20 protein-coding genes are annotated in these 21,161 nt (G+C 68.5%); 9 read left to right on the top strand and 11 right to left on the bottom strand.

All coding sequences use genetic code 11. The annotated features are described in order from the left end of the window. Window positions 1–110: 110 nt before the first annotated feature. Window positions 111–923 carry a MerR family transcriptional regulator gene (locus ACIGKL_RS19340; protein ID WP_397488073.1) on the bottom strand — a complete coding sequence of 271 codons (813 nt, stop codon included), beginning with the start codon at window positions 921–923 and terminating at the stop codon, window positions 111–113. Window positions 924–1,216: 293 nt separating this feature from the next. On the opposite strand from ACIGKL_RS19340, the gene ACIGKL_RS19335 reads away from it, so the two are divergent. Further along, a complete protein-coding gene (locus tag ACIGKL_RS19335) occupies window positions 1,217–2,131 on the top strand; it encodes an alpha/beta fold hydrolase (RefSeq protein WP_397488072.1) in 915 nt (304 codons plus the stop codon). Beyond that, window positions 2,128–3,018 (top strand): metal-dependent hydrolase, encoded by an 891-nt coding sequence (locus ACIGKL_RS19330; RefSeq protein WP_397488071.1) that lies wholly within the window; start codon window positions 2,128–2,130, stop codon window positions 3,016–3,018. Before ACIGKL_RS19335 ends, ACIGKL_RS19330 begins: the two co-directional genes overlap by 4 nt. Before the next feature lie 19 nt (window positions 3,019–3,037). Here ACIGKL_RS19330 and rmuC read toward each other — a convergent pair whose 3' ends face one another. The 4 genes from rmuC to ACIGKL_RS19310 all read right to left on the bottom strand — a co-directional run bounded on the left by rmuC (window position 3,038) and on the right by ACIGKL_RS19310 (window position 6,511). Further along, entirely contained in the window at window positions 3,038–4,399 is a 1,362-nt protein-coding gene (rmuC, locus tag ACIGKL_RS19325; RefSeq protein WP_397488310.1) for a DNA recombination protein RmuC, read from the bottom strand. Between the two features lie 164 nt (window positions 4,400–4,563). Next, a complete protein-coding gene (locus ACIGKL_RS19320) occupies window positions 4,564–4,917 on the bottom strand; it encodes a tetratricopeptide repeat protein (RefSeq protein ID WP_397488070.1) in 354 nt (117 codons plus the stop codon). Window positions 4,918–5,357: 440 nt separating this feature from the next. Further along, the gene (locus ACIGKL_RS19315) at window positions 5,358–6,110 is read right to left on the bottom strand and encodes an RES family NAD+ phosphorylase (RefSeq protein WP_397488068.1); all 753 of its coding nucleotides are present in this window, start codon (window positions 6,108–6,110) and stop codon (window positions 5,358–5,360) included. A gap of 29 nt (window positions 6,111–6,139) precedes the next feature. Next, complete coding sequence (locus tag ACIGKL_RS19310) at window positions 6,140–6,511, bottom strand: XRE family transcriptional regulator (RefSeq protein WP_021445017.1); 372 nt, start codon at window positions 6,509–6,511, stop codon at window positions 6,140–6,142. Window positions 6,512–6,642: 131 nt separating this feature from the next. Between ACIGKL_RS19310 and ACIGKL_RS19305 the strand changes: the two genes are divergently transcribed. The 3 genes from ACIGKL_RS19305 to ACIGKL_RS19295 are packed head-to-tail and all read left to right on the top strand — an operon-like array spanning window position 6,643 to window position 9,753. After that, window positions 6,643–9,207, top strand: coding sequence for a YdbH domain-containing protein (locus ACIGKL_RS19305; RefSeq protein ID WP_397488067.1), 2,565 nt, complete (start codon window positions 6,643–6,645; stop codon window positions 9,205–9,207). A gap of 4 nt (window positions 9,208–9,211) precedes the next feature. Then, window positions 9,212–9,403: a YnbE family lipoprotein gene (locus ACIGKL_RS19300; protein ID WP_021445189.1), complete on the top strand. Its 192-nt coding sequence runs from the start codon at window positions 9,212–9,214 to the stop codon at window positions 9,401–9,403. 11 nt (window positions 9,404–9,414) lie between these two features. Further along, on the top strand, window positions 9,415–9,753 hold the full coding sequence (locus tag ACIGKL_RS19295; RefSeq protein WP_397488066.1) for a YdbL family protein: 339 nt from the start codon (window positions 9,415–9,417) through the stop codon (window positions 9,751–9,753). Window positions 9,754–9,823: 70 nt separating this feature from the next. Here the strand turns inward: ACIGKL_RS19295 and grxD are convergent, their stop codons facing one another. The 3 genes from grxD to ACIGKL_RS19280 all read right to left on the bottom strand — a co-directional run bounded on the left by grxD (window position 9,824) and on the right by ACIGKL_RS19280 (window position 12,936). Further along, window positions 9,824–10,150: a Grx4 family monothiol glutaredoxin gene (grxD, locus tag ACIGKL_RS19290; protein WP_003246056.1), complete on the bottom strand. Its 327-nt coding sequence runs from the start codon at window positions 10,148–10,150 to the stop codon at window positions 9,824–9,826. Window positions 10,151–10,250: 100 nt separating this feature from the next. After that, window positions 10,251–12,359: a molybdopterin oxidoreductase family protein gene (locus ACIGKL_RS19285; RefSeq protein ID WP_397488065.1), complete on the bottom strand. Its 2,109-nt coding sequence runs from the start codon at window positions 12,357–12,359 to the stop codon at window positions 10,251–10,253. Window positions 12,360–12,504: 145 nt separating this feature from the next. Continuing rightward, a complete protein-coding gene (locus ACIGKL_RS19280) occupies window positions 12,505–12,936 on the bottom strand; it encodes a hypothetical protein (RefSeq protein WP_397488064.1) in 432 nt (143 codons plus the stop codon). Window positions 12,937–13,272: 336 nt separating this feature from the next. Between ACIGKL_RS19280 and argF the strand changes: the two genes are divergently transcribed. Both argF and ACIGKL_RS19270 read left to right on the top strand, forming a co-directional pair. Beyond that, window positions 13,273–14,193, top strand: coding sequence for an ornithine carbamoyltransferase (gene argF / locus ACIGKL_RS19275; protein ID WP_397488063.1), 921 nt, complete (start codon window positions 13,273–13,275; stop codon window positions 14,191–14,193). Continuing rightward, window positions 14,190–15,296: an ABC transporter ATP-binding protein gene (locus ACIGKL_RS19270; RefSeq protein ID WP_397488062.1), complete on the top strand. Its 1,107-nt coding sequence runs from the start codon at window positions 14,190–14,192 to the stop codon at window positions 15,294–15,296. The genes argF and ACIGKL_RS19270 overlap by 4 nt, the downstream gene beginning before the upstream one ends. Window positions 15,297–15,448: 152 nt before the next feature. On the opposite strand, the gene ACIGKL_RS19265 is transcribed toward ACIGKL_RS19270, so the two are convergent. Continuing rightward, a complete protein-coding gene (locus ACIGKL_RS19265; protein WP_397488061.1) occupies window positions 15,449–16,255 on the bottom strand; it encodes a PhzF family phenazine biosynthesis protein in 807 nt (268 codons plus the stop codon). Window positions 16,256–16,650: 395 nt separating this feature from the next. Between ACIGKL_RS19265 and ACIGKL_RS19260 the strand changes: the two genes are divergently transcribed. Then, complete coding sequence (locus ACIGKL_RS19260; RefSeq protein WP_397488060.1) at window positions 16,651–17,880, top strand: hypothetical protein; 1,230 nt, start codon at window positions 16,651–16,653, stop codon at window positions 17,878–17,880. Between the two features lie 171 nt (window positions 17,881–18,051). Here the strand turns inward: ACIGKL_RS19260 and glpK are convergent, their stop codons facing one another. Beyond that, on the bottom strand, window positions 18,052–19,539 hold the full coding sequence (glpK, locus tag ACIGKL_RS19255; RefSeq protein ID WP_397488059.1) for a glycerol kinase GlpK: 1,488 nt from the start codon (window positions 19,537–19,539) through the stop codon (window positions 18,052–18,054). Between the two features lie 203 nt (window positions 19,540–19,742). Then, window positions 19,743–20,213, bottom strand: a complete 471-nt coding sequence (gene ybaK, locus ACIGKL_RS19250; protein WP_397488058.1) for a Cys-tRNA(Pro) deacylase — start codon at window positions 20,211–20,213, stop codon at window positions 19,743–19,745. A gap of 97 nt (window positions 20,214–20,310) precedes the next feature. Between ybaK and ACIGKL_RS19245 the strand changes: the two genes are divergently transcribed. After that, window positions 20,311–21,069 (top strand): DeoR/GlpR family DNA-binding transcription regulator, encoded by a 759-nt coding sequence (locus ACIGKL_RS19245; protein ID WP_021445198.1) that lies wholly within the window; start codon window positions 20,311–20,313, stop codon window positions 21,067–21,069. Window positions 21,070–21,161 lie beyond the last annotated feature (92 nt).

The raw sequence follows: 21,161 nt of genomic DNA, 5'->3' as shown, positions 1-21,161 counted from the left end.
GAGATGACCCAGTTTTTGTGCGCCATGCGCACCAGCAGGCTGCATATCCCGCTGCGCGCAGCGCACCCTACAGGAGCCCCCCGACAGGGGCATAGCCCATCAACTCGTCCCTACGGGCGCTGCAGAAAACCCTGCAACAGGCGATGCACCCGCTCGCTCAGTTCGCGGTTGGCGGCCACCGGCAGGCCGCGCGCCAGCTCCGCTTCCACCACCTGCTCGACCAGCGGGCGCAGCTGCAACAGCTGGGCGCTGAGCGGCTCCAGCTGGTCGGCATGCGGCAGCGAGGTCTGCAGCAGCGGGTTGACCAGGTGGCCGACGATCATCTGCACGATGCCGGTGGCGACCTGCTCGACGTGGCCGCGAATCGACTCCAGCTCGTCCAGCAGCGCCGGCAACGGGATGCCGGCGCGGTACAGCTCGATGCCGGCGGCCAGCAGCCGCGGGCTGGGCACCGCCAGGTGGTCGCCGGCGAACTGCAGCAGGCCGAGGGCCTGGGCGCGGTCGATCACCGCGTCGTCCAGATCCGCGCCGAAGATCGCCTGCAGCTCGGCGAACTCCAGGCGCCCGGGTTGCTCGGGTTCGCCCGGGCCGCGGATGGCCTGCTCCAGGCCCAGCACGTGGGCCAGGTCGCGGCCCTGGGCCCAGGCCTCGAACAGCTCGCGAATGCTGGCGATGCTGTAGCCGCGCTCGAGCAGTTGGCCGATCAGCTGCAGCCGCGCCAGGTGCTCGCCGCTGTAGATGCCGACCCGCCCACGCCGTTCGGGCGGCGGCAGCAGGCCGCGATCCTGATAGGCGCGCACGTTGCGCACGGTGGTCTGCGCGGCCTGGGCCAGCTCGTCGACCGTGTATTCGGCGGCAGCCGCCGCGGCCATCGGCGCGGCGCTGCCGAGCAGGCGCTGGAAAAACAGGGAGGCTTGGGTCATGGCGCGATCATAGCCCCGCGCTTCGCCCGCCAACAACCGCGCCGGCGCCCCCAACCAAGGGCTGGACTTGCCCTGCCCGGCTCCCGCGGCAAAGCCGCGCCAGGCGCTATAACCCCTGATCTAGAGCGGCTGCAGGGCGCTCGGTAACGCCGTAACGCGGCCGCCGGCCAGGCGCCGGATCGGCTAGGCAAGCGTCCATCGGCACTGAACAATGACGATGACATCGAGCGATGTAACCGTCACTTGCCGGAGCCTGCCATGCCCACCTCGTCCATCCCCGCCGGATTCGCCCCATGAACGCACCGCTGCCCCGTCACGAGCTGCCGCCGCAGCGCCTGCAGGTCCAGGGCGACGGCGTGCGCCTGCACACCTATGTCTGGGGCCAGGCCGACGGCCCGACCCTGCTACTGGTGCACGGCTACCCGGACAACCACGAGATCTGGCTGCCGCTGGTGCGCGAGCTGGCCGCCGAGTACCGCATCGTCGCCTACGACGTGCGTGGCCAGGGCGCCTCGCAGGTGCCGCGGCGGCTGCGCGACTACCGCCTGGAGCGGCTGGCAAACGACCTGGAGGCGGTGATCCGCGCCGTCAGCCCGCAGCGCCCGGTGCATCTGGTGGCCCACGACTGGGGCTCGATCCAGAGCTGGGAGGCGGTCACCGAGCCGCGCCTGCAGCCGCTGCTGGCCTCCTACACCAGCATCTCCGGGCCCTGCCTGGACCACGTCGGCCACTGGCTGCGCGAGCGCCTCAGCCTGCGCCGCCCGCAGGCGCTGATACAGGCGCTCAGGCAGCTGCTCAGCTCCTGGTATATCGCCTTCTTCCACATCCCGTTGCTGCCGGAACTGTGCTGGCGCCTGGGCCTGGATCGCGCCTGGCCCTGGCTGCTGCGCCGCCTCGAAGGGGTGCGCGGCCTGCCGCCGAGCAGCAGCCAGCGTGGCGACGGCATGCGCGGGGTGCAGCTGTACCGCGCCAACTTCATCCGCAGCCTGCTGCGCCCGCGCGCGCGCAGCACCCGGGTACCGGTGCAACTGATAGTGCCGCTGGACGACCGCTTCGTCCGCCCGCAGCTGTTCGACGACCTGGCGCACTGGGCGCCGCTGCTGAGCCGCCGCGAGGTGCGCGGCGGCCACTGGCAGCTGCTGGCCGAGCCGAGCGCGCTGGCCGGCTGGCTGCGCGAGTACCTGCAGCAACTGGAGTCCCGCCCATGAACCAGAGCGCCCAGCCGCCGCTGCGGCAACGCAAGGTGCGTTTCGACTTCGCCGACACCCCGCTGCACTGGGTGCCGAACGAGCCGGAGGCCTCACATATCATGAACGGCCTGCACCTGCTGCTGCCGGCCGGCGAGTTCTGGTTCTGCAAGGTCTACAACAAGGCGCTGGCGCTGGTCGACGACCCCCGCCTGCGCGAGGACGTACGCGGCTTCGTCCTGCAGGAGGCGCAGCACGCCCGCGCCCACGACAGCGCGCTGACGCCCTACCTGGCGCGCCACGGCATCGACGCCACCCCCTTCACGCGCAAGGTCGACTGGCTGTTCGACAAGGTGCTGTGCGATCACCCGTTGGGCGAGCACGCCCTCTCCCGCCGCCTGCAAGGCTGGTGGCTGCGCCAGCGGGTCGGTTTGATCGCCGCCGTGGAGCACTTCACCTGTGTGCTCGGCGACTGGGTGGTGAACAGTCGCCAGCTCGACCACGCCGACCCGGTGATGCTCGATCTGCTGCGCTGGCACGGCGCCGAGGAAGTGGAGCACCGCTGCGTGGCCCACGACCTGCACGTGCACCTGGGCGGCAGCCTGGCGATGCGCTGGCTGTTCATGCTGATCGCCACGCCGGCGCTGCTCTACCTGTTCAGCGATGCGATGCAGCTGATGATGCGCCAGGACCCGGCCACCCGTTACCGCCCGGGCTTCCTGCGTATGTGGCACGACCTGGGCAAGCGCGGTCTGCTGCCGAGCACCGCCAGCGTCGGCCGTTCCGTGCTGCGCTACTTCAACCCGCGCTACCACCCGCGCGTCGAGGGCGACCTGCAGGCGGCGCTGGACTACCTGGCCAGCTCGCCGGCCGCACGCCGCGCCGCCGCGGAACAAGCCACAGCCTGAACGGGTTGAGCGCGGCGCCTCACTCGCCCAGCTCGTCCAGCGCCGGCAGGTCGGCGGCGCGTTCCAGCAGCTCGGCCGGCAGGCTCTTGCTGGCGCGGGCGCCGAGCAGCTTGAGGTTCTCCGCGCGGCCGATCAGGTTGCCGCGGCCCTCCACCAGCTTGTTGCGCGCGCCGGCGTAGGCCTTGTCCAGCTGCTGCAGGCGGCTGCCCATCTCGTCCAGGTCGGCGATAAAGGCGACGAACTTGTCGTACAGCTGACCGGCGCGCTCGGCGATCTCGCGGGCGTTCTGGCCCTGGCGCTCCTGGCGCCAGAGGCTGTCGATGACGCGCAGGGTGGCCAGCAGGGTGGTCGGGCTGACGATCACCACCTGTTGCTCGAAGGCCTCCTGAAACAGCCCCGGCTCGGCCTGCAACGCCGCGGCGAAGGCCGCCTCGATGGGCACGAAGAGCAGGACGAAATCCAGGCTGTGCAGCCCCTCCAGGCGCTGGTAGTCCTTGCCGGACAGGCCCTTGAGGTGGCTGCGCAGCGACACCAGGTGCTGCTTGAGCGCCTGCTGGCGGATCACCTCGTCGTCGGCGGCGACATATTGCTGATAGGCGCTGAGGCTGACCTTGGCGTCGACGATGACCTGCTTGTCGCCCGGCAGGCGAATCAGCACGTCGGGCTGGAAGCGCTCGCCACCGGCGCCCTTGAGGCTGACCTGGGTCTGGTATTCGCGGCCCTTCTCCAGGCCGGCGTGTTCCAGCACCCTTTCCAGCACCAGCTCGCCCCAGTTGCCCTGGGTCTTCTGGCCCTTGAGCGCGCGGGTCAGGTTGGTCGCCTCGTCGCCCAGGCGCTGGTTGAGCTGCTGCAGGCGCTCCAGCTCCTTGGCCAGGGAGAAGCGCTCGCGCGCCTCCTGCTGGTAGCTCTCGTCGACGCGCTTCTCGAAGGCCTGGATGCGCTCCTTGAGCGGGTCGAGCAACTGGCCGAGGCGCTGCTGGCTGCTCTCGGCGAAACGCTGCTCGCGCTCGTCGAAGATCTTCGTCGCCAGCTCGGCGAACTGTGCGCGCAACTCGTCGCGCGCGCCCTGCAGGTCGTCCAGGCGCTGCTGCTGGTTGTCCTTGTGCTCCTGCAGCTCGGCGCTCAGCGCCGCGCACTCGGCGCTCAGCCGGCGCAGCTCGGCCTCGTTGCGCTCACGTTGCTGGCTCCAGCTCTGCGCCGCCTCGCGGGCGATCAGCCGCTCCTGCTGGAGCAGTTCGTTCTCGCGGCGCAGGCCGGCCAGCTCGCTCTGCTGCTCGACCTTGATCTCACTGACCTCGGCCAGCTCGGCGCGGCAGTCGTCAAGCTGAGCGGTCAGCCCGGCCTGGGTCAGCTGGGCATGCTCCAGGCGTTCCTGCAGCAGCGCCTGCTCGCGCTCGGCGCGCGCCAGACGCCGCTGCCAGGCCCACAGCCCGGCCAGCAGGGGCAACAGCGCGGCGGCGAAGCCGAGCGCGAGGGATAGGGGATCGAATGGCATAGACGCTCCGTGTAAGACCGCCGGCAGTATAACCAGCGCTGCTACCCGGGTCAGCGCGGCAGGCGTGCGAGCAGGCGCTTGGCCTCTTGGGAACCCTGAGCCGCGGCCTGCTCCAGCCAGTGGCGGGCCTGCTGCGGCTCGCCGGCACCGGGCTGGCTGCACAGCCGACCGAGTTCCAGCTGGGCACGGCGGTCGCCGGCGCGGGCAGCCTGGCGCAGCAGCTCGAAGCCGATACGGCGGTCGCGCGGGTTGCCGCAATCGCGGCAGAGCAACTGGCCCAGGCGGCTCTGCGCCTGCACGCAGCCCTTGCGCGCCGGCTGCTTGAGCAGGTTGCCGGCCAAACGCTTGACGCTGTGGGCATGGCCCAGGCGCGGGCTGTCGAGCAGCCAGAGGGCAACGCGCATGGGCAGGCGCGAACTGGCGGGAACCGTAGCGAGGGAGGTGGCGGATAAAGCGCGAGGCATAAGACTGGGGGGGCTGGTGCAAGGGCGCGCCACTCTACTCCTTTTTTCGCCCAGGTAAAGCCTTGGCAAAAGCGCCGAGCGGCGTTCTAGAGCAAGCGCTTGGGACAATCCACAGAAGCTGTGGATAACTCCGTGCACAACTTGGGCGAAAGGCGCTTCAGGCCCGATGCCATGGGCCTCGCAGACAAACTGTCGATTTTTTCACCAACGAAAAAATTGCATATTTTTCATTGACTTAAAAATCAAGCGCGGAAAATCAAGCGGTTACCGGCGATTCTGACAGTGACGTGACAGGCTGCGTCATCAATGTGCACAACTCTGTGCGGCATAACCGCGCAGCGCTCTGTTTCGGGGCATCGCCAGGCGCTTGGCGCAGGATTTCAGGCCGGTTGCGGCAGCCGTCCCTGCACCAAGAACTGCTCCCAGCGAAACAGCCGCGGTTGGTCCGGTGCCTGGGCATGCTTGAACGCCACGTACTCGGCGGTGGTTTCGCACAGCCAGGGCGTCAGGTTGCGCGGACGCGTCTCGGCGAAGGCCTGCGGCGCATAGAGCGCGACATTGCTGCCGCCGTCCGGACAACGTGCCGAACGGTACTCGAAGGCCTGCACCCCGGCCGCGCGCATCGCCGCGCCCAGCTGCTGGGTCGCCCGGTAGTCGCTGGGATGAGCCAGCAGGCGCTGATGCTCGCTGAACGGCGGGCGCTGCAACTGGATGCCGCGCTCGACCCGGTAACGCGCCTCGAAGGTGGAATGCTCGGAAAGGATGCGCCCGCTGGGCGGCGGGCTGGCCATGCCGTGCCACAACACGAAACGGTAGTAGGCGGCCTCGGCCATGGCCGTCTCCAGGCGCTGCGCGGCGTAGAACAGACTCGGCTCGTGCACGCCGCCGAAACGCGAGCCCCAGCGCAGCGGCGGGTAGCGAAACGGCGTCTTCAGCAGGTAATGCAGCGGCTCGGCCGCGCTCGGCAGCGGCGGCTTGCTGCCTTCCAGCAACTCTTCGAGCAGCGCCTGCTCGGCCAGGTTGTCCACCAGTTGCAGGGTCGCCACCTGCACCTGGCTCTCCACCATGCGCAACAGCTTGCCGCGCAGCGGGCGGATCTGCCGAGCACCGTCGCAGCCGTGCCAGATATCCATGCCCTCGCCCTCCCTGGTTTATGTCGTGCTTAGACCTTGCCGCGAATGGCGTCCAGATACTCCACCACCCGCACCAGGCCCTGCACCTGGCTCATCTGCTGCAGCGGCACGCCGGCCAGGTGGCGGTTCTCGGTGCGCAGAAAATGGCGCATGTCCTGCTGATTGCCGCCGAACAGGGCGAACAGGGCGCGGTAGACGCGGATCAACAGCAGCGCCAGCTCGCCGGTCTTGCTCTGCGGGCGCAGGCCGCCCTGCTCGTTCCAGCGGCTGACCGCACTGCGATGCACGCCGACGATATCGGCCAGCTCCTGCTGGGTCAGCCCCAGCTGTTCACGGGTATTGAGCAGGGCCTTGGCCAACACCGCATCGGCGTCGGGTAGGCTGCGAGTCACTGCACTCATCGCGCATTCCTCCGTGTGTTTGTATCAATAGTAATAGTAAAAGCTGCAAATGCACAGCAGCGCACACAACGGATTGGCACTCGCCCGGGCATTGGGGTACCGTCCCGGCAGACACCGAGCAAGGAGAGAGCATGGGCCGCCGGCGCTTCTGGCTGGGCACCTGCGCCGGCGTACTGGGCGTGCTGCTGGTTCTGGGCAGCTACGCCGGCTACCGCGTCCAGCGCCTGCTGAGCGAACAGGGCATCGCCCTCGACTGGCAGGCGCTGAGCCTGTCGCCGCGCGGCCTGCGCCTGGACGGCTTCAGCCTGCAGCAAGGCGGCGGCGCCGCCGGCCTGCAACTGCGCGCCGGCCAGCTGCAGCTGGACTGGCTGGCCAGCGCGGCACCGCGCTACCGCCTGCGCCTGCAGGACGTGCAGCTGGACTGGCAGGCGGGCGCGGCGGACGCAAGCGCAGCGCCGCCCGGCGACCTGCAGGCCCTGCTTGCGCGACTCGACGCCGCCCTGCCCTGGCTGCCGCGACGCCTCGAACTGCAAGCCGTGCAGGCGCAACTGCCCTGTGCCAGCGGCCGCTGCAGGCTGCGCGGCGACGCCAGCGTGCAGGTGCGCAGCGCCGGCCTGCAGCTGCACAGCCTGCTGCTGCACGACGCGCACCGCGCCGAACTGCAGGCCGAGCTACAGATGCCGGCGGGCGACGTCCCGCTGCAGCTGCAGGCCGAGCTGCGCCTGGACGACCAGGCCCAGCTGCAACTGCACAGTCAGCTGCAGAGGCAGGCCGACACCACGCACTGGAGCGGCCGGTTGAGCATGCCGCAACTGGGCGAGGTGGCCTGGTTCGGCGACTGGCTGAGCCAGTGGCTGCTGAGCACGCCCACAGCGCTGCCGGCCACCCCGCAGCAGGCGCGTCTCGCCGCGCAGTGGCAGGTGCGACTGGCGCCCGGCCCCTGGCAACTGGACGACCTGCTCGCCGCGCCGGGCTGGCTGCGTCTCGATGCCCTGCTGCAACGCCCCTGGCCGCTGCCTGCGCTGGGCCTGGTCAGCGGCGAGCTGGCGGTGGATCTGCATAACGCCGCAGACCGCTGGCAGGCCCGCGAACTGCGCGCCGACCTGCTGCTCGATCCCCAGGGAGCGCCCTGGCTGACGGCGCTGCCCGACGGACTGCGCCCGCAGCAGCTGCGCCTGCAGATCGCCCCGCGCGCGACGCCCACCAGCACGCCCGGCACCCTGGCCCTGCACGCGCAACTGCAGGGCCAGGGACCGCTGCGGCTGCAGGGCGAGGCCGATATCGAGCTGCAGCTGCAGAAGGACTGGGCGCTGACCCTGGCGCAGCTGCGCCTCGATGCCGACGCCGCCCAGGCCCGCCTGGCCGGCAACCGGCTCGACGACCTGCAGCTGCGGTTGCGGCTAAGCGGCCTGGCCGATGCCCAGCGCCTGGACGTCGTCCTCGGCGAAGGCTCGCGAATCGCGCTCCGCCGCCTGCGCAGCGGCGAGCTCGAGCTGCAGCAGCTGCACGCCGAGCTGGGCGCCCTGCGCCTGCACGGCACGCCCCAGGCGCCGCAGCTCGAAGGCCCGCTGACGCTGCGCACGCAACGCCTGCAGCAACCCCGGTTGCAGGCGCAAGGCTGGCAATGGCAGGGCCAGCTGCAGGCCACGGACGAACGCCAGCGCCTCGCCGGCAGCCTGCTGGGCGACGCCGGGTTGAGCCTGGCCCTGCAACTGGAGCGCGACGCCGCGGGCGAGCTGCGCGCCGCGGCGACGCTCGAAGAGCTGTTTCTGCGCGCCGGCAACCCGCTGCCGCAGACGCTGAGCGACTGGCCGCCGCTGTTGTCGCTGGACAACGGCCGCCTGCAGGGTGAGGCGCAGCTGCGCCTGCCGCCGGGCCAGCCGCTGCAGGCGCAGCTGAGCCTCAACGCCCGGGGGCTGAGCGGCATCTACGACCGCAGCAGCTTCGCCGGCCTCGACGGCGAGCTGCGCCTGGCGCTCGAGGGCGAGCGCCTGGACCTGCACCTGCCGCAGTTGAGCGCGCGACAGATCGATCCCGGCATCGCCCTCGGCCCCCTGCAGCTGCAGGCCCGCTACCAGGCGACGCTGGCCCGGCCGCTGGCCGGCGTGCTGACACATCAGCGCGCCGAGCTCGGCATACTCGGCGGCAGCCTGAGCCTGGCGCCGCACCAATGGCGGCTGGACAGCCCCAGCCAGGTGCTGCCGCTGCGCCTCAGCGGCCTGGACCTGCAGCAACTGTTTCGCGTCTACCCGGCCGAGGGCCTGGAAGGCAGCGGCCTGCTCGACGGCCTGATCCCCCTGCGCCTGGGCGCCGGCGGCCCCAGCGTCGAGCAGGGCCTGATCGAGGCGCGCGCACCCGGCGGCCGCCTGCGCTTTCACTCACCGCGCATCCGCGCCATGGGCCAGGCCAACCCGGGGATGAAACTGGTCACCGACGCCCTGGAAGACTTCCACTACGACCTGCTCGGCAGTAGCCTCGACTATGATCAGTCCGGCACACTCAGGCTGGGCATGCGTCTGCAGGGACGCAACCCGGCCATCGAGCAGGGCCGGCCGATCCACTTCAATATCAATCTGGAAGAGGACATCCCCACCCTGCTGGCCAGCCTGCAACTGACCGCCAAGGTGAGCGAGATCATCCAGCAACGGATCCAGCAACGGATGCGCCAGCCTGTCCCCCAAGCAACCAAGGAGTAGCGCCATGCGCCTGTGCCGCTTCCTCGCAGTCCTGAGCCTGGGCCTGCTGTGCCTGGCCTGTACCCCGACGGTACAACTGGCCATGCCCAACGAGCCAATCAATATCAACCTCAACGTCAAGGTCGAACACGAGATCTATATCAAGGTGGACAAGGCCCTGGACAACGTCTTCAACGAAGACAGCGGCCTGTTCTAAGGAGAAGCCCGATGATTCGCCATATTTCGACCCTGCTGCTGGCGCTCTGCCTGAGTCTGCCGGCCCATGCGCTGAACCTCAACCAGGCCATGAGCGCGCTCGGCACCGCCAAGGCCAGCGGCCAGCTGGGCGAGCAGCCCAACGGCTACCTCGGCGTGGTCAAGCCGGACGGCCAGGCCGAGGAGATCGCCCGCCTGATCAACCAGGCGCGCCGCGCCGAGTACCAGAAGGTGGCCAAAGACAACGGCATCGCCCTCTCCGATGTGGAAGCCATCGCCGGCAAGAAGGCCATCGACCGCACGCCCCAGGGGCAGTTCATCCAGTTGAACGGGCAGTGGCTGAAGAAGTAGCCACTGCCCAGCCGGAGCCCAAAAGCAAAGAACCCGCCGAGGCGGGTTCTTTCGTTGGCAAACGCAGCGATCAGGCGCCGGCCTTGCTCACGGCATCCTTGATCAGGGTCTGCAGCTCGCCCTTCTCGTACATCTCGGTGAGGATGTCGCTGCCGCCGACCAGCTCGCCGGCCACCCACAGCTGCGGGAAGGTCGGCCAGTTGGCGTACTTCGGCAGGTTGGCGCGAATTTCCGGATTCTGCAGGATGTCGACGTAGGCGAACTTCTCGCCGCAGCCCATCACCACCTGCGCGGCGCGGGCGGAGAAGCCGCACTGCGGCGCGTTGGGCGAGCCTTTCATGTACAGCAGAACGGTGTTGTTGGCGATCTGCTCTTTGATGGTTTCGATGATATCCATGGGGCACCTCAGCGTAGACTTCCCGACCCCTCGGTCGGCACGGTGGCGCGATTGTAGCGAAAAGCCGAGCGCAATGCTCGGCCTTGCCACGGCATCCGGGCTACGCGGCCACCACCTCCACCGGCACGCCATTGAGCGCGGCATTGCCGGACAGCGCATCGAGCTGGCGTTCGTCGGTCAGGTCGTTGGCGCTGGCGCCCGGCTGCTCGCGGGCAATCGCCATCTGCACGCCGGGGCGGGCATGGCCCCAGCCATGCGGTAGGCTGACCACGCCGGCCATCATCTCGTCGCTGGCGGCCACCTCCACCTCGATGCTGCCGACCCGCGAGCGCACCCGCACGCGCTGGCCATCGACCAGGCCGCGGCGGGCCAGATCCGCCGGATTCATCAGCAACTGGTGACGCGGCTTGCCCTTCACCAGGCGGTGATAGTTGTGCATCCAGGAATTGTTGCTGCGCACGTGGCGGCGGCCGATCAGCAGCAGCTGGTCCGCCGCCGGCGGTAGCTGCGCGGCGAAGCGCGCCAGATCGCCCAGCAGCAGCTCGGGGGCGGCCTCGACGGCTTTCGATGCGGTCTTTAGCCGCGCCGCCAGGTTCGCCTGCAGCGGCCCCAGGTCGAGCCCGTGCGGGTGATCGCGCAATGCGGCCAGGCTGAGCTTGCGCTCGCTGCGATCACCATAGGGGCCGAAGCGCAGGCCCATGTCGATCATCTGCTCGGGGGCCATGGTCGGTTTCAGTTCCAGAGCGTTGCGCGCGGCGAAGGCCTTGGCCAGGCCGACGAAGATCTCCCAGTCGTGCAGCGCGCCGTCCGGCTTGGCCAGGATCGCCTCGTTGAAGCGGGTGACGTTGCGCACCGCGAAGACGTTGAAGGTGGTGTCGTAGTGGTCGTGCTCCAGCGGCGCGGTGGGCGGCAGGATCAGGTCGGCATGGCGGGTGGTCTCGTTGATATAGAAGTCCACCGAGAGCATGAACTCCAGACCGTCCAGCGCCTGCTCCAGCTGGCGGCCGTTGGGCGTGGACAGCACCGGGTTGCCGGCCACGGTGACCAGCGCGCGGATCTGCCCCTCGCCGGGGGTGAGCATCTCCTCGGCCAGCGCCGAGACCGGCAGCTCGCCGCCGTATTCCGGCAGGCCGGACACGCGGCTCTGCCAGCGGTTGAAATGCCCGCCCGAGGTGCTCGCCACCAGGTCCACCGCAGGCAGAGTGCAGAGCACGCCGCCGACCCGGTCGAGGTTGCCGGTGACCAGGTTGATCAGTTGCACCAGCCACTGGCACAGCGTGCCGAAGGCCTGGGTGGAGACGCCCATGCGGCCGTAGCACACGGCCTTGTCGGCGGCGGCGAAATCCCGCGCCAGCTGGCGAATGGCCTGCGCCGGCACGCCGCAACGCTCGCTCATGGCCTCGGCGGTGAAGGCGGCAATGGCCGTACGCACCTGCTCCAGCCCTGCCACCGGTAGATGGCTGGCACGGGTCAGGCCTTCCTCGAACAGGGTGTTGAGCAGGCCCAGCAGCAGCGCGGCATCGCCGCCGGGACGCACGAACAGATGCTGGTCGGCGATGGCGGCGGTCTCGCTGCGGCGCGGGTCGACCACCACCAGCTTGCCGCCGCGGGCCTGGATGGCCTTGAGGCGCTTCTCCACGTCCGGCACGGTCATGATGCTGCCGTTGGAGGCCAGCGGATTGCCGCCGAGGATCAGCATGAAGTCGCTGTGGTCGATATCGGGAATCGGGATCAGCAGGCCGTGGCCGTACATCAGGTGGCTGGTCAGGTGGTGCGGCAGTTGGTCGACCGAGGTGGCCGAATAACGGTTGCGCGTCTTCAGCAGGCCGAGGAAGTAGTTGCTGTGGGTCATCAGCCCGTAGTTGTGCACGCTGGGGTTGCCCTGGTACACGGCCACGGCGTTCTGCCCGTGCTCGGCGCGGATCGCGCTGAGGCGCTCGGCGACCAGTTCGAAGGCGTCGTCCCAGGCGATGGCCTGCCACTGCTCGCCGATGCGGCGCATGGGCTGGCGGATGCGGTCGGGGTCGTTCTGGATGTCCTGCAGCGCCACCGCCTTGGGGCAGATATGGCCGCGGCTGAAGCTGTCCTGGGCGTCGCCCTTGATCGAGCGGATCTGCGTGCTGCCGTCTGCCTGGGCTTCGGTTTCGATGGCGAGGCCGCAGATGGCTTCGCACAGGTGGCATGCACGGTAATGGAGGGACTTGGTCATGGCCTGGCCTCTTGTTCTGCTCCGAGACGACCGGTCGGGTCGCGGGATTGGAACTATGGGCCGGCGGAGCGGACGACGCCAGCAGCGTTCGTCTCATGAATCGGCAGGCATCATGCCTGCCGATTCAGGGTCGCGACTATCCGACTTAACGGATGGAGGTCACGGTGCCCTTGTTGCCGGTCACGCTGACGTTGACGGTCTTGTATACGAAGTAATCCTCAACGTTCACTTCGTAACGCGGGGCGACGATCACGTCGGCACCCGAGGCCTTGACTGCCTTGTAGGCAGCTGCGGACTTGGCGGAAGCGACCGGGTCGAGACCCAGGGCGAAACCACCCTCGCCACCACCGTAGGTCACGCCGTCGGCGAACTGGGTATCGCCACCCAGCTTGAACACACCGAACAGGATGTTCACCGAAGATTGACCGGAGATGGGCTCGCCCACTTTCACGTCGGCCTGCAGGTTAGTCTTGACGGTACCGTTCAGCGGAACGGCCGGCTGGCTAACGTTCTGGCTGGCACAGCCAGTCAGCAGGGCGAGGGCGGAGAAAGCGGCGGCGTAGGCTACGTGTTTCATGCAAAACTCCTTTGCACATTTATTCCATGGATACCCCATTCCGGGGGCAATGCATTGCCTAGGAAAGGCGGCGGCATCCTAGAAGCGCGCCGCAGAGCGCTGCAAGCAGGGATGTCAGTTTTGTGACATCTCGCACGCAGCTTTGGGAAAAGGCTTACAAAACAGCCCGTTGTCATGGCCAGGCGGGCAATTTGCGCCTTCTCGTCATTTCCTTATAAGATCGCGCCTTCCCCCTGTTTCGTCGCACCCTGCGGCCTCCTGCCGCAAGCCTCGCTGTTTTCCCGGTTTTTGTCGCCGACGCGGGCTTGCGACCTGTAGTGAAAAAGGTAGTTAACGATGAGCGCCAGACACTTTCTCTCGATGATGGATTACACACCGGACGAACTGGTGGGGTTGATCCGCCGCGGCATCGAGCTGAAGGACCTGCGCAATCGCGGCGTGCTGTTCGAGCCGCTGAAGAACCGCGTGCTGGGCATGATCTTCGAGAAGGCCTCGACCCGCACCCGCCTGTCGTTCGAGGCCGGCATGATCCAGCTCGGCGGCCAGGCCATCTTCCTCTCGCCGCGCGACACCCAGCTGGGCCGCGGCGAGCCGATCGGCGACGCCGCCATCGTCATGTCGAGCATGCTCGATGCGGTGATGATCCGCACCTTCGCCCACAGCAACCTCACCGAGTTCGCCGCCAAGTCCAGGGTGCCGGTGATCAACGGCCTGTCCGACGACCTGCACCCCTGCCAGCTGCTGGCCGACATGCAGACCTTCCTCGAACACCGCGGCAGCATCGCCGGCAAGACCGTGGCCTGGATCGGCGACGGCAACAACATGTGCAACTCCTATATCGAGGCGGCGATGCAGTTCGACTTCCAGCTGAAAGTCGCCTGCCCCGAAGGCTACGAGCCGGACGCGCGCTTCCTCGCCCTGGCCGGCGAGCGCGTGCAGGTGCTGCGCGATCCGCGCGAGGCGGTGACCGGCGCCCATCTGGTGAGCACCGACGTGTGGGCCTCGATGGGCCAGGAAGACGAGGCGCAGCTGCGCCTGCAGCGTTTCAAGCCCTACCAGGTCAACCGCGAACTGCTCGACCTGGCGGCCAAGGACGTACTGTTTATGCACTGCCTGCCGGCGCACCGCGGCGAAGAGATCAGCGAGGATCTGCTCGACGACCCGCGCTCGGTGGCCTGGGACCAGGCGGAGAACCGCCTGCACGCGCAGAAGGCGCTGCTGGAACTGCTGGTCGAACCGGCGTACCACCACGCATGAGCGAGCCGCTGCTGCAACTGCGCGGGCTGAACTGCGGCTACCACGCGCACAAGGTCGTGCAGGACCTCGACCTGCACCTCAATCCCGGCGACATCGGCTGCCTGCTCGGTCCCTCCGGCTGCGGCAAGACCACCACCCTGCGCGCCATCGCCGGTTTCGAGCCGGTGCTCGCAGGCGAGATCGAGCTGGCCGGCACGGTGATTTCCCGCGCCGGCTTCACCCTGGCACCGGAGAAACGCCGCATCGGCATGGTGTTTCAGGACTACGCGCTGTTCCCCCACCTGAGCGTGGCGGACAACATCGCCTTCGGCATCCGCCAGCAGCCGGATGCCGAGCGCGTCACCGCCGAGTTGCTGGAGCTGGTCAAGCTCGGCCACCTGGCCAAGCGCTACCCCCACGAGCTGTCTGGCGGCCAGCAGCAGCGCGTGGCCCTGGCCCGCGCCCTGGCGCCGGAGCCGCAGCTGCTGCTGCTCGACGAACCCTTCTCCAACCTCGACGGCGAACTGCGCCGGCGCCTCAGCCATGAGGTGCGCGAGATTCTCAAGGCGCGCGGCACCAGCGCGATCCTGGTCACCCACGACCAAGAGGAGGCCTTCGCCGTCAGCGACCAGGTCGGCGTGTTCAACAAGGGCTGCCTGGAGCAGTGGGACACCCCCTTCAACCTCTACCACGAGCCGCTGACGCCCTTCGTCGCCAGCTTTATCGGCCAGGGCTACTTCATCCGCGGCCAGCTGCTCAGCCCGGACACGGTGCAGACCGAGCTCGGCCCGATCCGCGGCAACCGCGCCTACACCTGGGCCAGCGGCAGCGCGGTGGACGTGCTGCTGCGTCCGGACGACATCGTCCCGGATGAAAGCAGCGGGTTGAAGGCGCTTATCGTCGGCAAGACCTTCCTCGGCGCTGCCACCCTCTATCGCCTGCAACTGGCCACCGGCAGCCAGCTGGAGTCGATCTTCCCCAGCCACGCCGACCACCTGCCGGGCGACGAAGTGGGCATCCGCGTCGCCGCCGACCACCTGGTGGCCTTCCCGGCCCTGGGCAGCGTGGCGGCGCAACTGCAGCTGACCGACTCCGGTGGCGTGCGCCGGGTCAGCAGCAACTGATCCCGATCCTCTAGGGTGCGCCGTGCGCACCAGCGATGGGCCGCTTGCCGTTCCCGGCAGACCCACCGCCGCCGCGCAGGAGCCCGCTTGCGGGCGATAGGACAATCGCCGGCAAGGAGCAGGCGCCGACGGCGCCTACAGTCAGCATCGGCTCAAACAAACAACCGGCCGCTGGCGATATGCCGGGCATGGCCGGCGATCTTCACCCGCTCGCCGTCCAGCCTGCACAACAGTTCGCCGCTGCGTGCCGAGCACTGCCAGGCGCTCAGCGCGTCCCGCCCCAAGCGCTCGGCCCAGTAAGGCACCAGGATGCAATGGGTGGAGCCGGTGACCGGATCCTCGTCGATGCCGATGCTCGGCGCGAAGTAGCGCGAGACGAAGTCGTGGCGCTCGCCGGGCGCGCTGATCAGCACGCCGAGACCCGGCAGTTCGGCCAGCGCCGGCAGGTTCGGGACGAAGCCGCGCACCTCGGTCTCCGAATCCAGCACCGCCATCAGTTCCTGCACGCTGCCGTCGCCATTGCGCAGCGCCAGCACCTGCTGCGGCGCACGGCCCAGGGCCTGCTCCACGGCAGCCTGCAGCTCCGGCGCCACCGGCACGGCGCGACGCAGCGGGAAATCCAGCTCCAGCAGCCGGCCCTGGCGGGTGACGCGCAGCGCCCCGGAGCGGCAGACGAACTCCAGCACCTGGCCCGGTTCCCGATACAGATCGAACAGCACGCAGGCCGCCGCCAGGGTGGCATGGCCGCACAGCGGCACCTCGCTGGTCGGGGTGAACCAGCGGATATGCCAACGCTCGCCGTCGCGCACCACGAAGGCGGTCTCGGCCAGGTTGTGCTCGGCGGCGATGCGCTGCATCAGCGCCTCGTCGAGCCAGGCCTCGAGGCGATAGACCATGGCCGGATTGCCGGCGAAGGGCTGTTCGGTGAAGGCGTCGATCTGGTGAAACTCGAGCTGCATGGGGGAACTCCCGATCCGTTGTCACGCCGAGCATGCCGCAACCGCGCGTCGCCCGCCCGCTACAGCCGCGCGGCATTGCAGGAGTACAGCTGTGCACCCCGGCAAGGCAGGGCGAGCGGCCACGGTGCAGCGCGCTATCGCCAAATCGTCTTACAAAGCTTCCAAACCTATGAAAATCAACTGGTTGTGATTTCTGGCACAGGGCCTGCTTAGACCCGCCCCGGTCAGCACAACGGCGTGTCTGCCACACATCCGACAACGACGTCACCGCACCCCGCTCCCGTGGAGCCGTGGGCGCCGTGACGTTTTTTATTTGCGTTCAAGGATCTGTTGCCGTTGTGATGCCGCTCGCGCGAGGCGGCAGCAGCCCCTATGGCCCTTAGGAAATGACCGCTATGCGCATGATGAAACCCACCCTGCTGTCGCTCGCCGCTGCCAGCGCCACCTTCAGCCACGCCGCCCTCGCTGAGGAGGCCTTCGCCAACCTGTTCAGCCAGGCCAAGCCGATCCTCGATGCGCGCTACCGCTATGAACACGTCGACCAGGACAACGCCCTGAACCACGCCAACGCCCAGACCCTGCGTACCCGCGCCGGGGTGCAGAGCGGCAAGTGGTACGGCCTGTCCGCGCTGATCGAGGCGGACAACGTCAGCCGCATCGGCGACGCCCGCTACAACAGCACGCGCAACGGCCAGAGCGACTACTCGGTGGTCGCCGACCCCGACGGCAGCGAGATCAACCAGGCCCTGCTGCGCTACGACCAGCAGTACGGCAGCGCGGTGCTCGGCCGCCAGCGCATCAACCTGGACAACCAGCGCTTCATCGGCGGCGTCGCCTGGCGGCAGAACGAGCAGACCTACGACGGCGCCCTGCTGCAGCTCAAACCGGTCGAGGGCCTGACCCTGAGCTACGCCTACATCGACAAGGTCAACAGCATCTTCGGCCCTGGCGACAACCGCTTCGACACCGCCGCCAACCCGGCCAATATCGAAGGCCACAGCCACCTGCTCAACGCCCAGTACGTGCTGATGCCGGCGCTGACCGCCACCGCCTACCAGTACCGCCTGGGCCTGGACAACCTCACCGGCGGCAGCCAGTCGAGCGAAACCCGCGGCCTGCGCCTGCACGGTGCCGTGGCCGGCATCGGCTACGCCCTGGAATACGCCCGGCAGAACGACTACGCCGACAATCCGCTGGATCTGGACAGCGAGTATTACCTGCTGGAGCTGGGCTACAGCCTCAAAGGCGTGGCACTCAAAGCCGGCCACGAGGTGCTCGGCGGCGACAGCGGCCCGGGTAACCGCGCCTTCCAGACCCCGCTGGCGACCAAGCATGCGTTCCAGGGCTGGGCCGACATCTTCCTGCTGACCCCGGCGGACGGCATCGAGGACAGCTACCTCAGCGCCAGCCTGCCGCTACTCGGCGGCACCCTGCTGGCCCTGTACCACGACTACCGCGCCGAACGCGGCAGCAGCCACTACGGCCGCGAATACAACCTGTCCTACGCGCGGCCGATTCCCGGCCTGAAAGGGCTGACGGGGCTGGTCAAGGCGGCGCGCTACGACGCCGACGACTTCGCCGTGGACACCGACAAGCTCTGGCTGCAGCTGCAATACAGCTACTGATCCCCGCAAAGGGCGCGCGGCCGCGCCGCGCGCCTGTGGAGAAGCCCACGAACATCGGTCTTTTCACCGCGCTGCCGGTGCTGCCGGCCCTGCCGGCCGGGGCGATGATCGGCGCCGCAGGCTGCGCCGCGCGCACCTCCCGGCTGCCCGGTGCACATGCGCCCCCGGCCGTCAGCCCTCGCTGCGCACCCGTTTCACCGCGTCCAGCCAGCCGGCGTAGAGGCGCTCGCGGTGCGCCTCGTTCATCCGCGGCTCGAAGCGCTGCTGGCGGTGCCAGTGGCTGGCGATGGCGTCGAGGTCGGCGTACAGCCCCAGTTGCAGGCCGGCCAGATAGGCGACGCCGAGCGCGGTGGTCTCGGTGACCTCGGGGCGTTCGACGCCGACGCCGAGGATGTCGGCGAGAAACTGCATGACCCAGTTGTTCTCCACCATACCGCCGTCCACGCGCAGCGCGCTGGGCGGCGCGGCGCCGTCCTGGCGCATGGCCTCGAGCAGGTCGCGGGTCTGGTAGCACACCGACTGCAGGCCGGCGGTGACGATCTCCTTGATCCCGGTGTCGCGGGTCAGACCGAAGATCGCGCCGCGCGCCTTGGGATCCCAGTAGGGTGCGCCGAGGCCGGTGAAGGCCGGCACCAGGTAGACGCCGCAGGCATCGCCGGTCTGCTCGGCCAGCGCTTCGCTGTCACGCGCATGGCCGATCAGCTTGATGCCGTCGCGCAGCCACTGCACCGCCGCGCCGGCGACGAAGATGCTGCCCTCCACCGCGTAGGTGACCTTGCCCCCCAGACGGTAGGCAACAGTGGTCAGCAGGCGATTCTTCGAACTCACCGGCTGATCGCCCGTGTTCTGGATCATGAAACAGCCGGTGCCATAGGTGCTCTTCACCATGCCCGGCTGGAAGCAGGCCTGGCCGATCAGCGCTGCCTGCTGGTCGCCGGCCATGCCCAGCACCGGAATGCTGGCGCCGAGCAACTCGGCGTCGGTATGACCGAACTCGGCGGCGCAGTCGAGCACCTCGGGCAACAGGCTGGCGGGGATGTCGAACAGTTGCAGCAGTTCCGCGTCCCACTGCTGGCTGTGGATATTGAACAGCAGGGTGCGCGAAGCATTGCTGGCATCGGTGCGGTGCACCTTGCCGCCGCTCAGGCGCCACAGTAGGAAGCTGTCCACCGTACCGAAGCGCAGCTCGCCGCGCTCAGCCCGATCCCGCGCGCCGGGCACGTTGTCGAGCACCCAGCGCAGCTTGGTGGCGGAGAAATAGGGGTCGATCAACAGGCCGGTCTTGGCCGCGACCATGGCCTCATGCCCGGCGGCCTTGAGCCCCGCGCAGTAGTCGGCGGTGCGGCGATCCTGCCAGACGATGGCCGGGTGGATCGGCGTGCCGCTGACGGCATCCCACACCAGGGTGGTCTCGCGCTGGTTGGTGATGCCGATGGCGGCGATGGCGTCGGCGGCCAGGCCGCTCCTGGCGATGGCCTCGCGGCACACCTTGAGGGTGGACAGCCAGATTTCCTGACCATCGTGCTCGACCCAGCCGTCCTGCGGGAAATACTGCTGGAACTCCTGCTGGGCGCGCGCCACCGGCAGGCCCTGAGCGCTGAAGATGATGGCGCGGGAGCTGGTGGTGCCCTGGTCGATGGCTAGCAGGTACTGGGACATACGCGTTTCCTTGTTGTTATGCGGGGGTTAGCCCTAGGTAATTCTGTGTCAACGCAGCCCCTGCTTGGAGTCGTAATCGGCTGCGTCCGCATACGGCCGTAGGGTGGATGACGCTTTTTTCATCCACCAATCCGGCGCCAGGGTGGATCGATGAAGCCTGATCCACCCTACACACTGGGCGAGCGGCGCTCGCTCCTAACCTCTCACTCGCGACCGATGGCGGCGAAGCTGCCCTGAGTGTGCTGCGCCAGCACCTCGGCCGCCAGCTCCACCTCCAGGCCGCGGCGGCCGGCGCTGACGAAGATGCTGGCATGCTCGCGCGCCGAACTGTCGATAAAGGTGCGCAGGCGTTTCTTCTGCCCCAGCGGACTGATACCGCCGAGCAGGTAGCCGGTGGCGCGCTGGGCCGCGGCCGGGTCGGCCATATCGGCCTTCTTCACGCAAGCGGCCTGGGCCAGCGCCTTGAGGTCGAGGCTGCCGGCCACCGACACCACCGCCACCAGCAACTCGCCCTTGTCGCTGGCGGCGAGCAGCGTCTTGAATACCCGGGCCGGCGGCAGGTCGAGCTTTTCCGCGGCCTCCAGGCCATAGGACGGTGCCTTGGGGTCGTGCGCGTAGCTGTGCACCCGGTGTTCGGCCTTGGCCTTCTTCAACAGATCGATCGCTGGAGTCATGTTCGAATGTGAAAATAATCTGACAAGATTGGCGTACCTTAGCCGAAATCCCTTTTCGCGGGCAGCCTATAATGCCCGGCAAAATAAGGACGCTGCCATGAACCTGGCCCCTCGCCAACACGACATCCTCAACCTCGCCCGCGAACGCGGCTACGTCAGCATCGACGAACTGGCCCTGGCCTTCGCCGTGACCCCGCAGACCATCCGCCGCGACATCAACCAGCTGGCCGAACACGGCCTGCTGCGGCGCACCCACGGCGGCGCCGCCTGCGAGGCGTCGAGCATCCACAACACCGCCTACGGCATGCGCGCCGGGCAGATGCGCGAAGAGAAACAGCGCATCGCCGAGGCCGTGGCCGCGCACATCCCCGACCACGCCTCGCTGTTCATCAACATCGGCACCACCACCGAGGCCATCGCCCGCGAGCTGCTCGGTCACCAGGGCCTGAAGATCATCACCAACAACCTGCACGTCGCCGCCCAGCTCAGCGCCAAGGCCGACTTCGAGGTGCTGGTGGCCGGCGGCACGGTGCGCAGCGACGGCGGCATCGTCGGCCAGGCGGCGGTGGACTTCATCCAGCAGTTCAAGGTGGACTACGCCATAGTCGGCATCAGCGGCATCGACGAGGACGGCAGCCTGCTCGATTTCGACTACCAGGAAGTGCGCGTGTCCCAGGCCATCATCGACAACGCCCGCCAGGTGTTCCTCGCCGCCGATTCGAGCAAGTTCGGCCGCAACGCCGTGGTGCGTCTGGGCTCGATTGCCCTGGTCGACCGCGTATTCACCGACTGCGCGCCGCCCGCCGCCGTGGCCCGCCTGCTGCACGAGCACAAGGTCCACCTCGACCTGGTCTGAATCCGCGCCCGCACCGTTCGGCGCGAAAGCGCGCGCCGGGCTGGCGCACCTGCGCGCATTCGACTAGCATATTTTCGAAAGTGAACATAACC

Origin of the sequence: Pseudomonas sp. NPDC077186 (assembly GCF_044543505.1) — a bacterium.
In the GTDB taxonomy this organism is placed as follows: Bacteria; Pseudomonadota; Gammaproteobacteria; order Pseudomonadales; family Pseudomonadaceae; genus Aquipseudomonas.
This window is presented reverse-complemented; position numbering and strand designations above follow the sequence as displayed.

What these genes read in the sequence shown, in the direction of transcription:
- ACIGKL_RS19305 (WP_397488067.1), top strand. Translation starts at nt 6,643, where the DNA reads ATGGGCCGCCGGCGCTTCTGGCTGGGCACCTGCGCCGGCGTACTGGGC.
- grxD (WP_003246056.1), bottom strand. Translation starts at nt 10,150, where the DNA reads ATGGATATCATCGAAACCATCAAAGAGCAGATCGCCAACAACACCGTT.
- argF (WP_397488063.1), top strand. Translation starts at nt 13,273, where the DNA reads ATGAGCGCCAGACACTTTCTCTCGATGATGGATTACACACCGGACGAA.
- ACIGKL_RS19315 (WP_397488068.1), bottom strand. Translation starts at nt 6,110, where the DNA reads ATGGATATCTGGCACGGCTGCGACGGTGCTCGGCAGATCCGCCCGCTG.
- ACIGKL_RS19330 (WP_397488071.1), top strand. Translation starts at nt 2,128, where the DNA reads ATGAACCAGAGCGCCCAGCCGCCGCTGCGGCAACGCAAGGTGCGTTTC.
- ACIGKL_RS19245 (WP_021445198.1), top strand. Translation starts at nt 20,311, where the DNA reads ATGAACCTGGCCCCTCGCCAACACGACATCCTCAACCTCGCCCGCGAA.
- ACIGKL_RS19265 (WP_397488061.1), bottom strand. Translation starts at nt 16,255, where the DNA reads ATGCAGCTCGAGTTTCACCAGATCGACGCCTTCACCGAACAGCCCTTC.
- ACIGKL_RS19310 (WP_021445017.1), bottom strand. Translation starts at nt 6,511, where the DNA reads ATGAGTGCAGTGACTCGCAGCCTACCCGACGCCGATGCGGTGTTGGCC.
- ACIGKL_RS19270 (WP_397488062.1), top strand. Translation starts at nt 14,190, where the DNA reads ATGAGCGAGCCGCTGCTGCAACTGCGCGGGCTGAACTGCGGCTACCAC.
- ACIGKL_RS19280 (WP_397488064.1), bottom strand. Translation starts at nt 12,936, where the DNA reads ATGAAACACGTAGCCTACGCCGCCGCTTTCTCCGCCCTCGCCCTGCTG.
- ACIGKL_RS19260 (WP_397488060.1), top strand. Translation starts at nt 16,651, where the DNA reads ATGCGCATGATGAAACCCACCCTGCTGTCGCTCGCCGCTGCCAGCGCC.
- ybaK (WP_397488058.1), bottom strand. Translation starts at nt 20,213, where the DNA reads ATGACTCCAGCGATCGATCTGTTGAAGAAGGCCAAGGCCGAACACCGG.
- glpK (WP_397488059.1), bottom strand. Translation starts at nt 19,539, where the DNA reads ATGTCCCAGTACCTGCTAGCCATCGACCAGGGCACCACCAGCTCCCGC.
- ACIGKL_RS19285 (WP_397488065.1), bottom strand. Translation starts at nt 12,359, where the DNA reads ATGACCAAGTCCCTCCATTACCGTGCATGCCACCTGTGCGAAGCCATC.
- ACIGKL_RS19295 (WP_397488066.1), top strand. Translation starts at nt 9,415, where the DNA reads ATGATTCGCCATATTTCGACCCTGCTGCTGGCGCTCTGCCTGAGTCTG.
- ACIGKL_RS19335 (WP_397488072.1), top strand. Translation starts at nt 1,217, where the DNA reads ATGAACGCACCGCTGCCCCGTCACGAGCTGCCGCCGCAGCGCCTGCAG.
- ACIGKL_RS19340 (WP_397488073.1), bottom strand. Translation starts at nt 923, where the DNA reads ATGACCCAAGCCTCCCTGTTTTTCCAGCGCCTGCTCGGCAGCGCCGCG.
- ACIGKL_RS19320 (WP_397488070.1), bottom strand. Translation starts at nt 4,917, where the DNA reads ATGCGCGTTGCCCTCTGGCTGCTCGACAGCCCGCGCCTGGGCCATGCC.
- ACIGKL_RS19300 (WP_021445189.1), top strand. Translation starts at nt 9,212, where the DNA reads ATGCGCCTGTGCCGCTTCCTCGCAGTCCTGAGCCTGGGCCTGCTGTGC.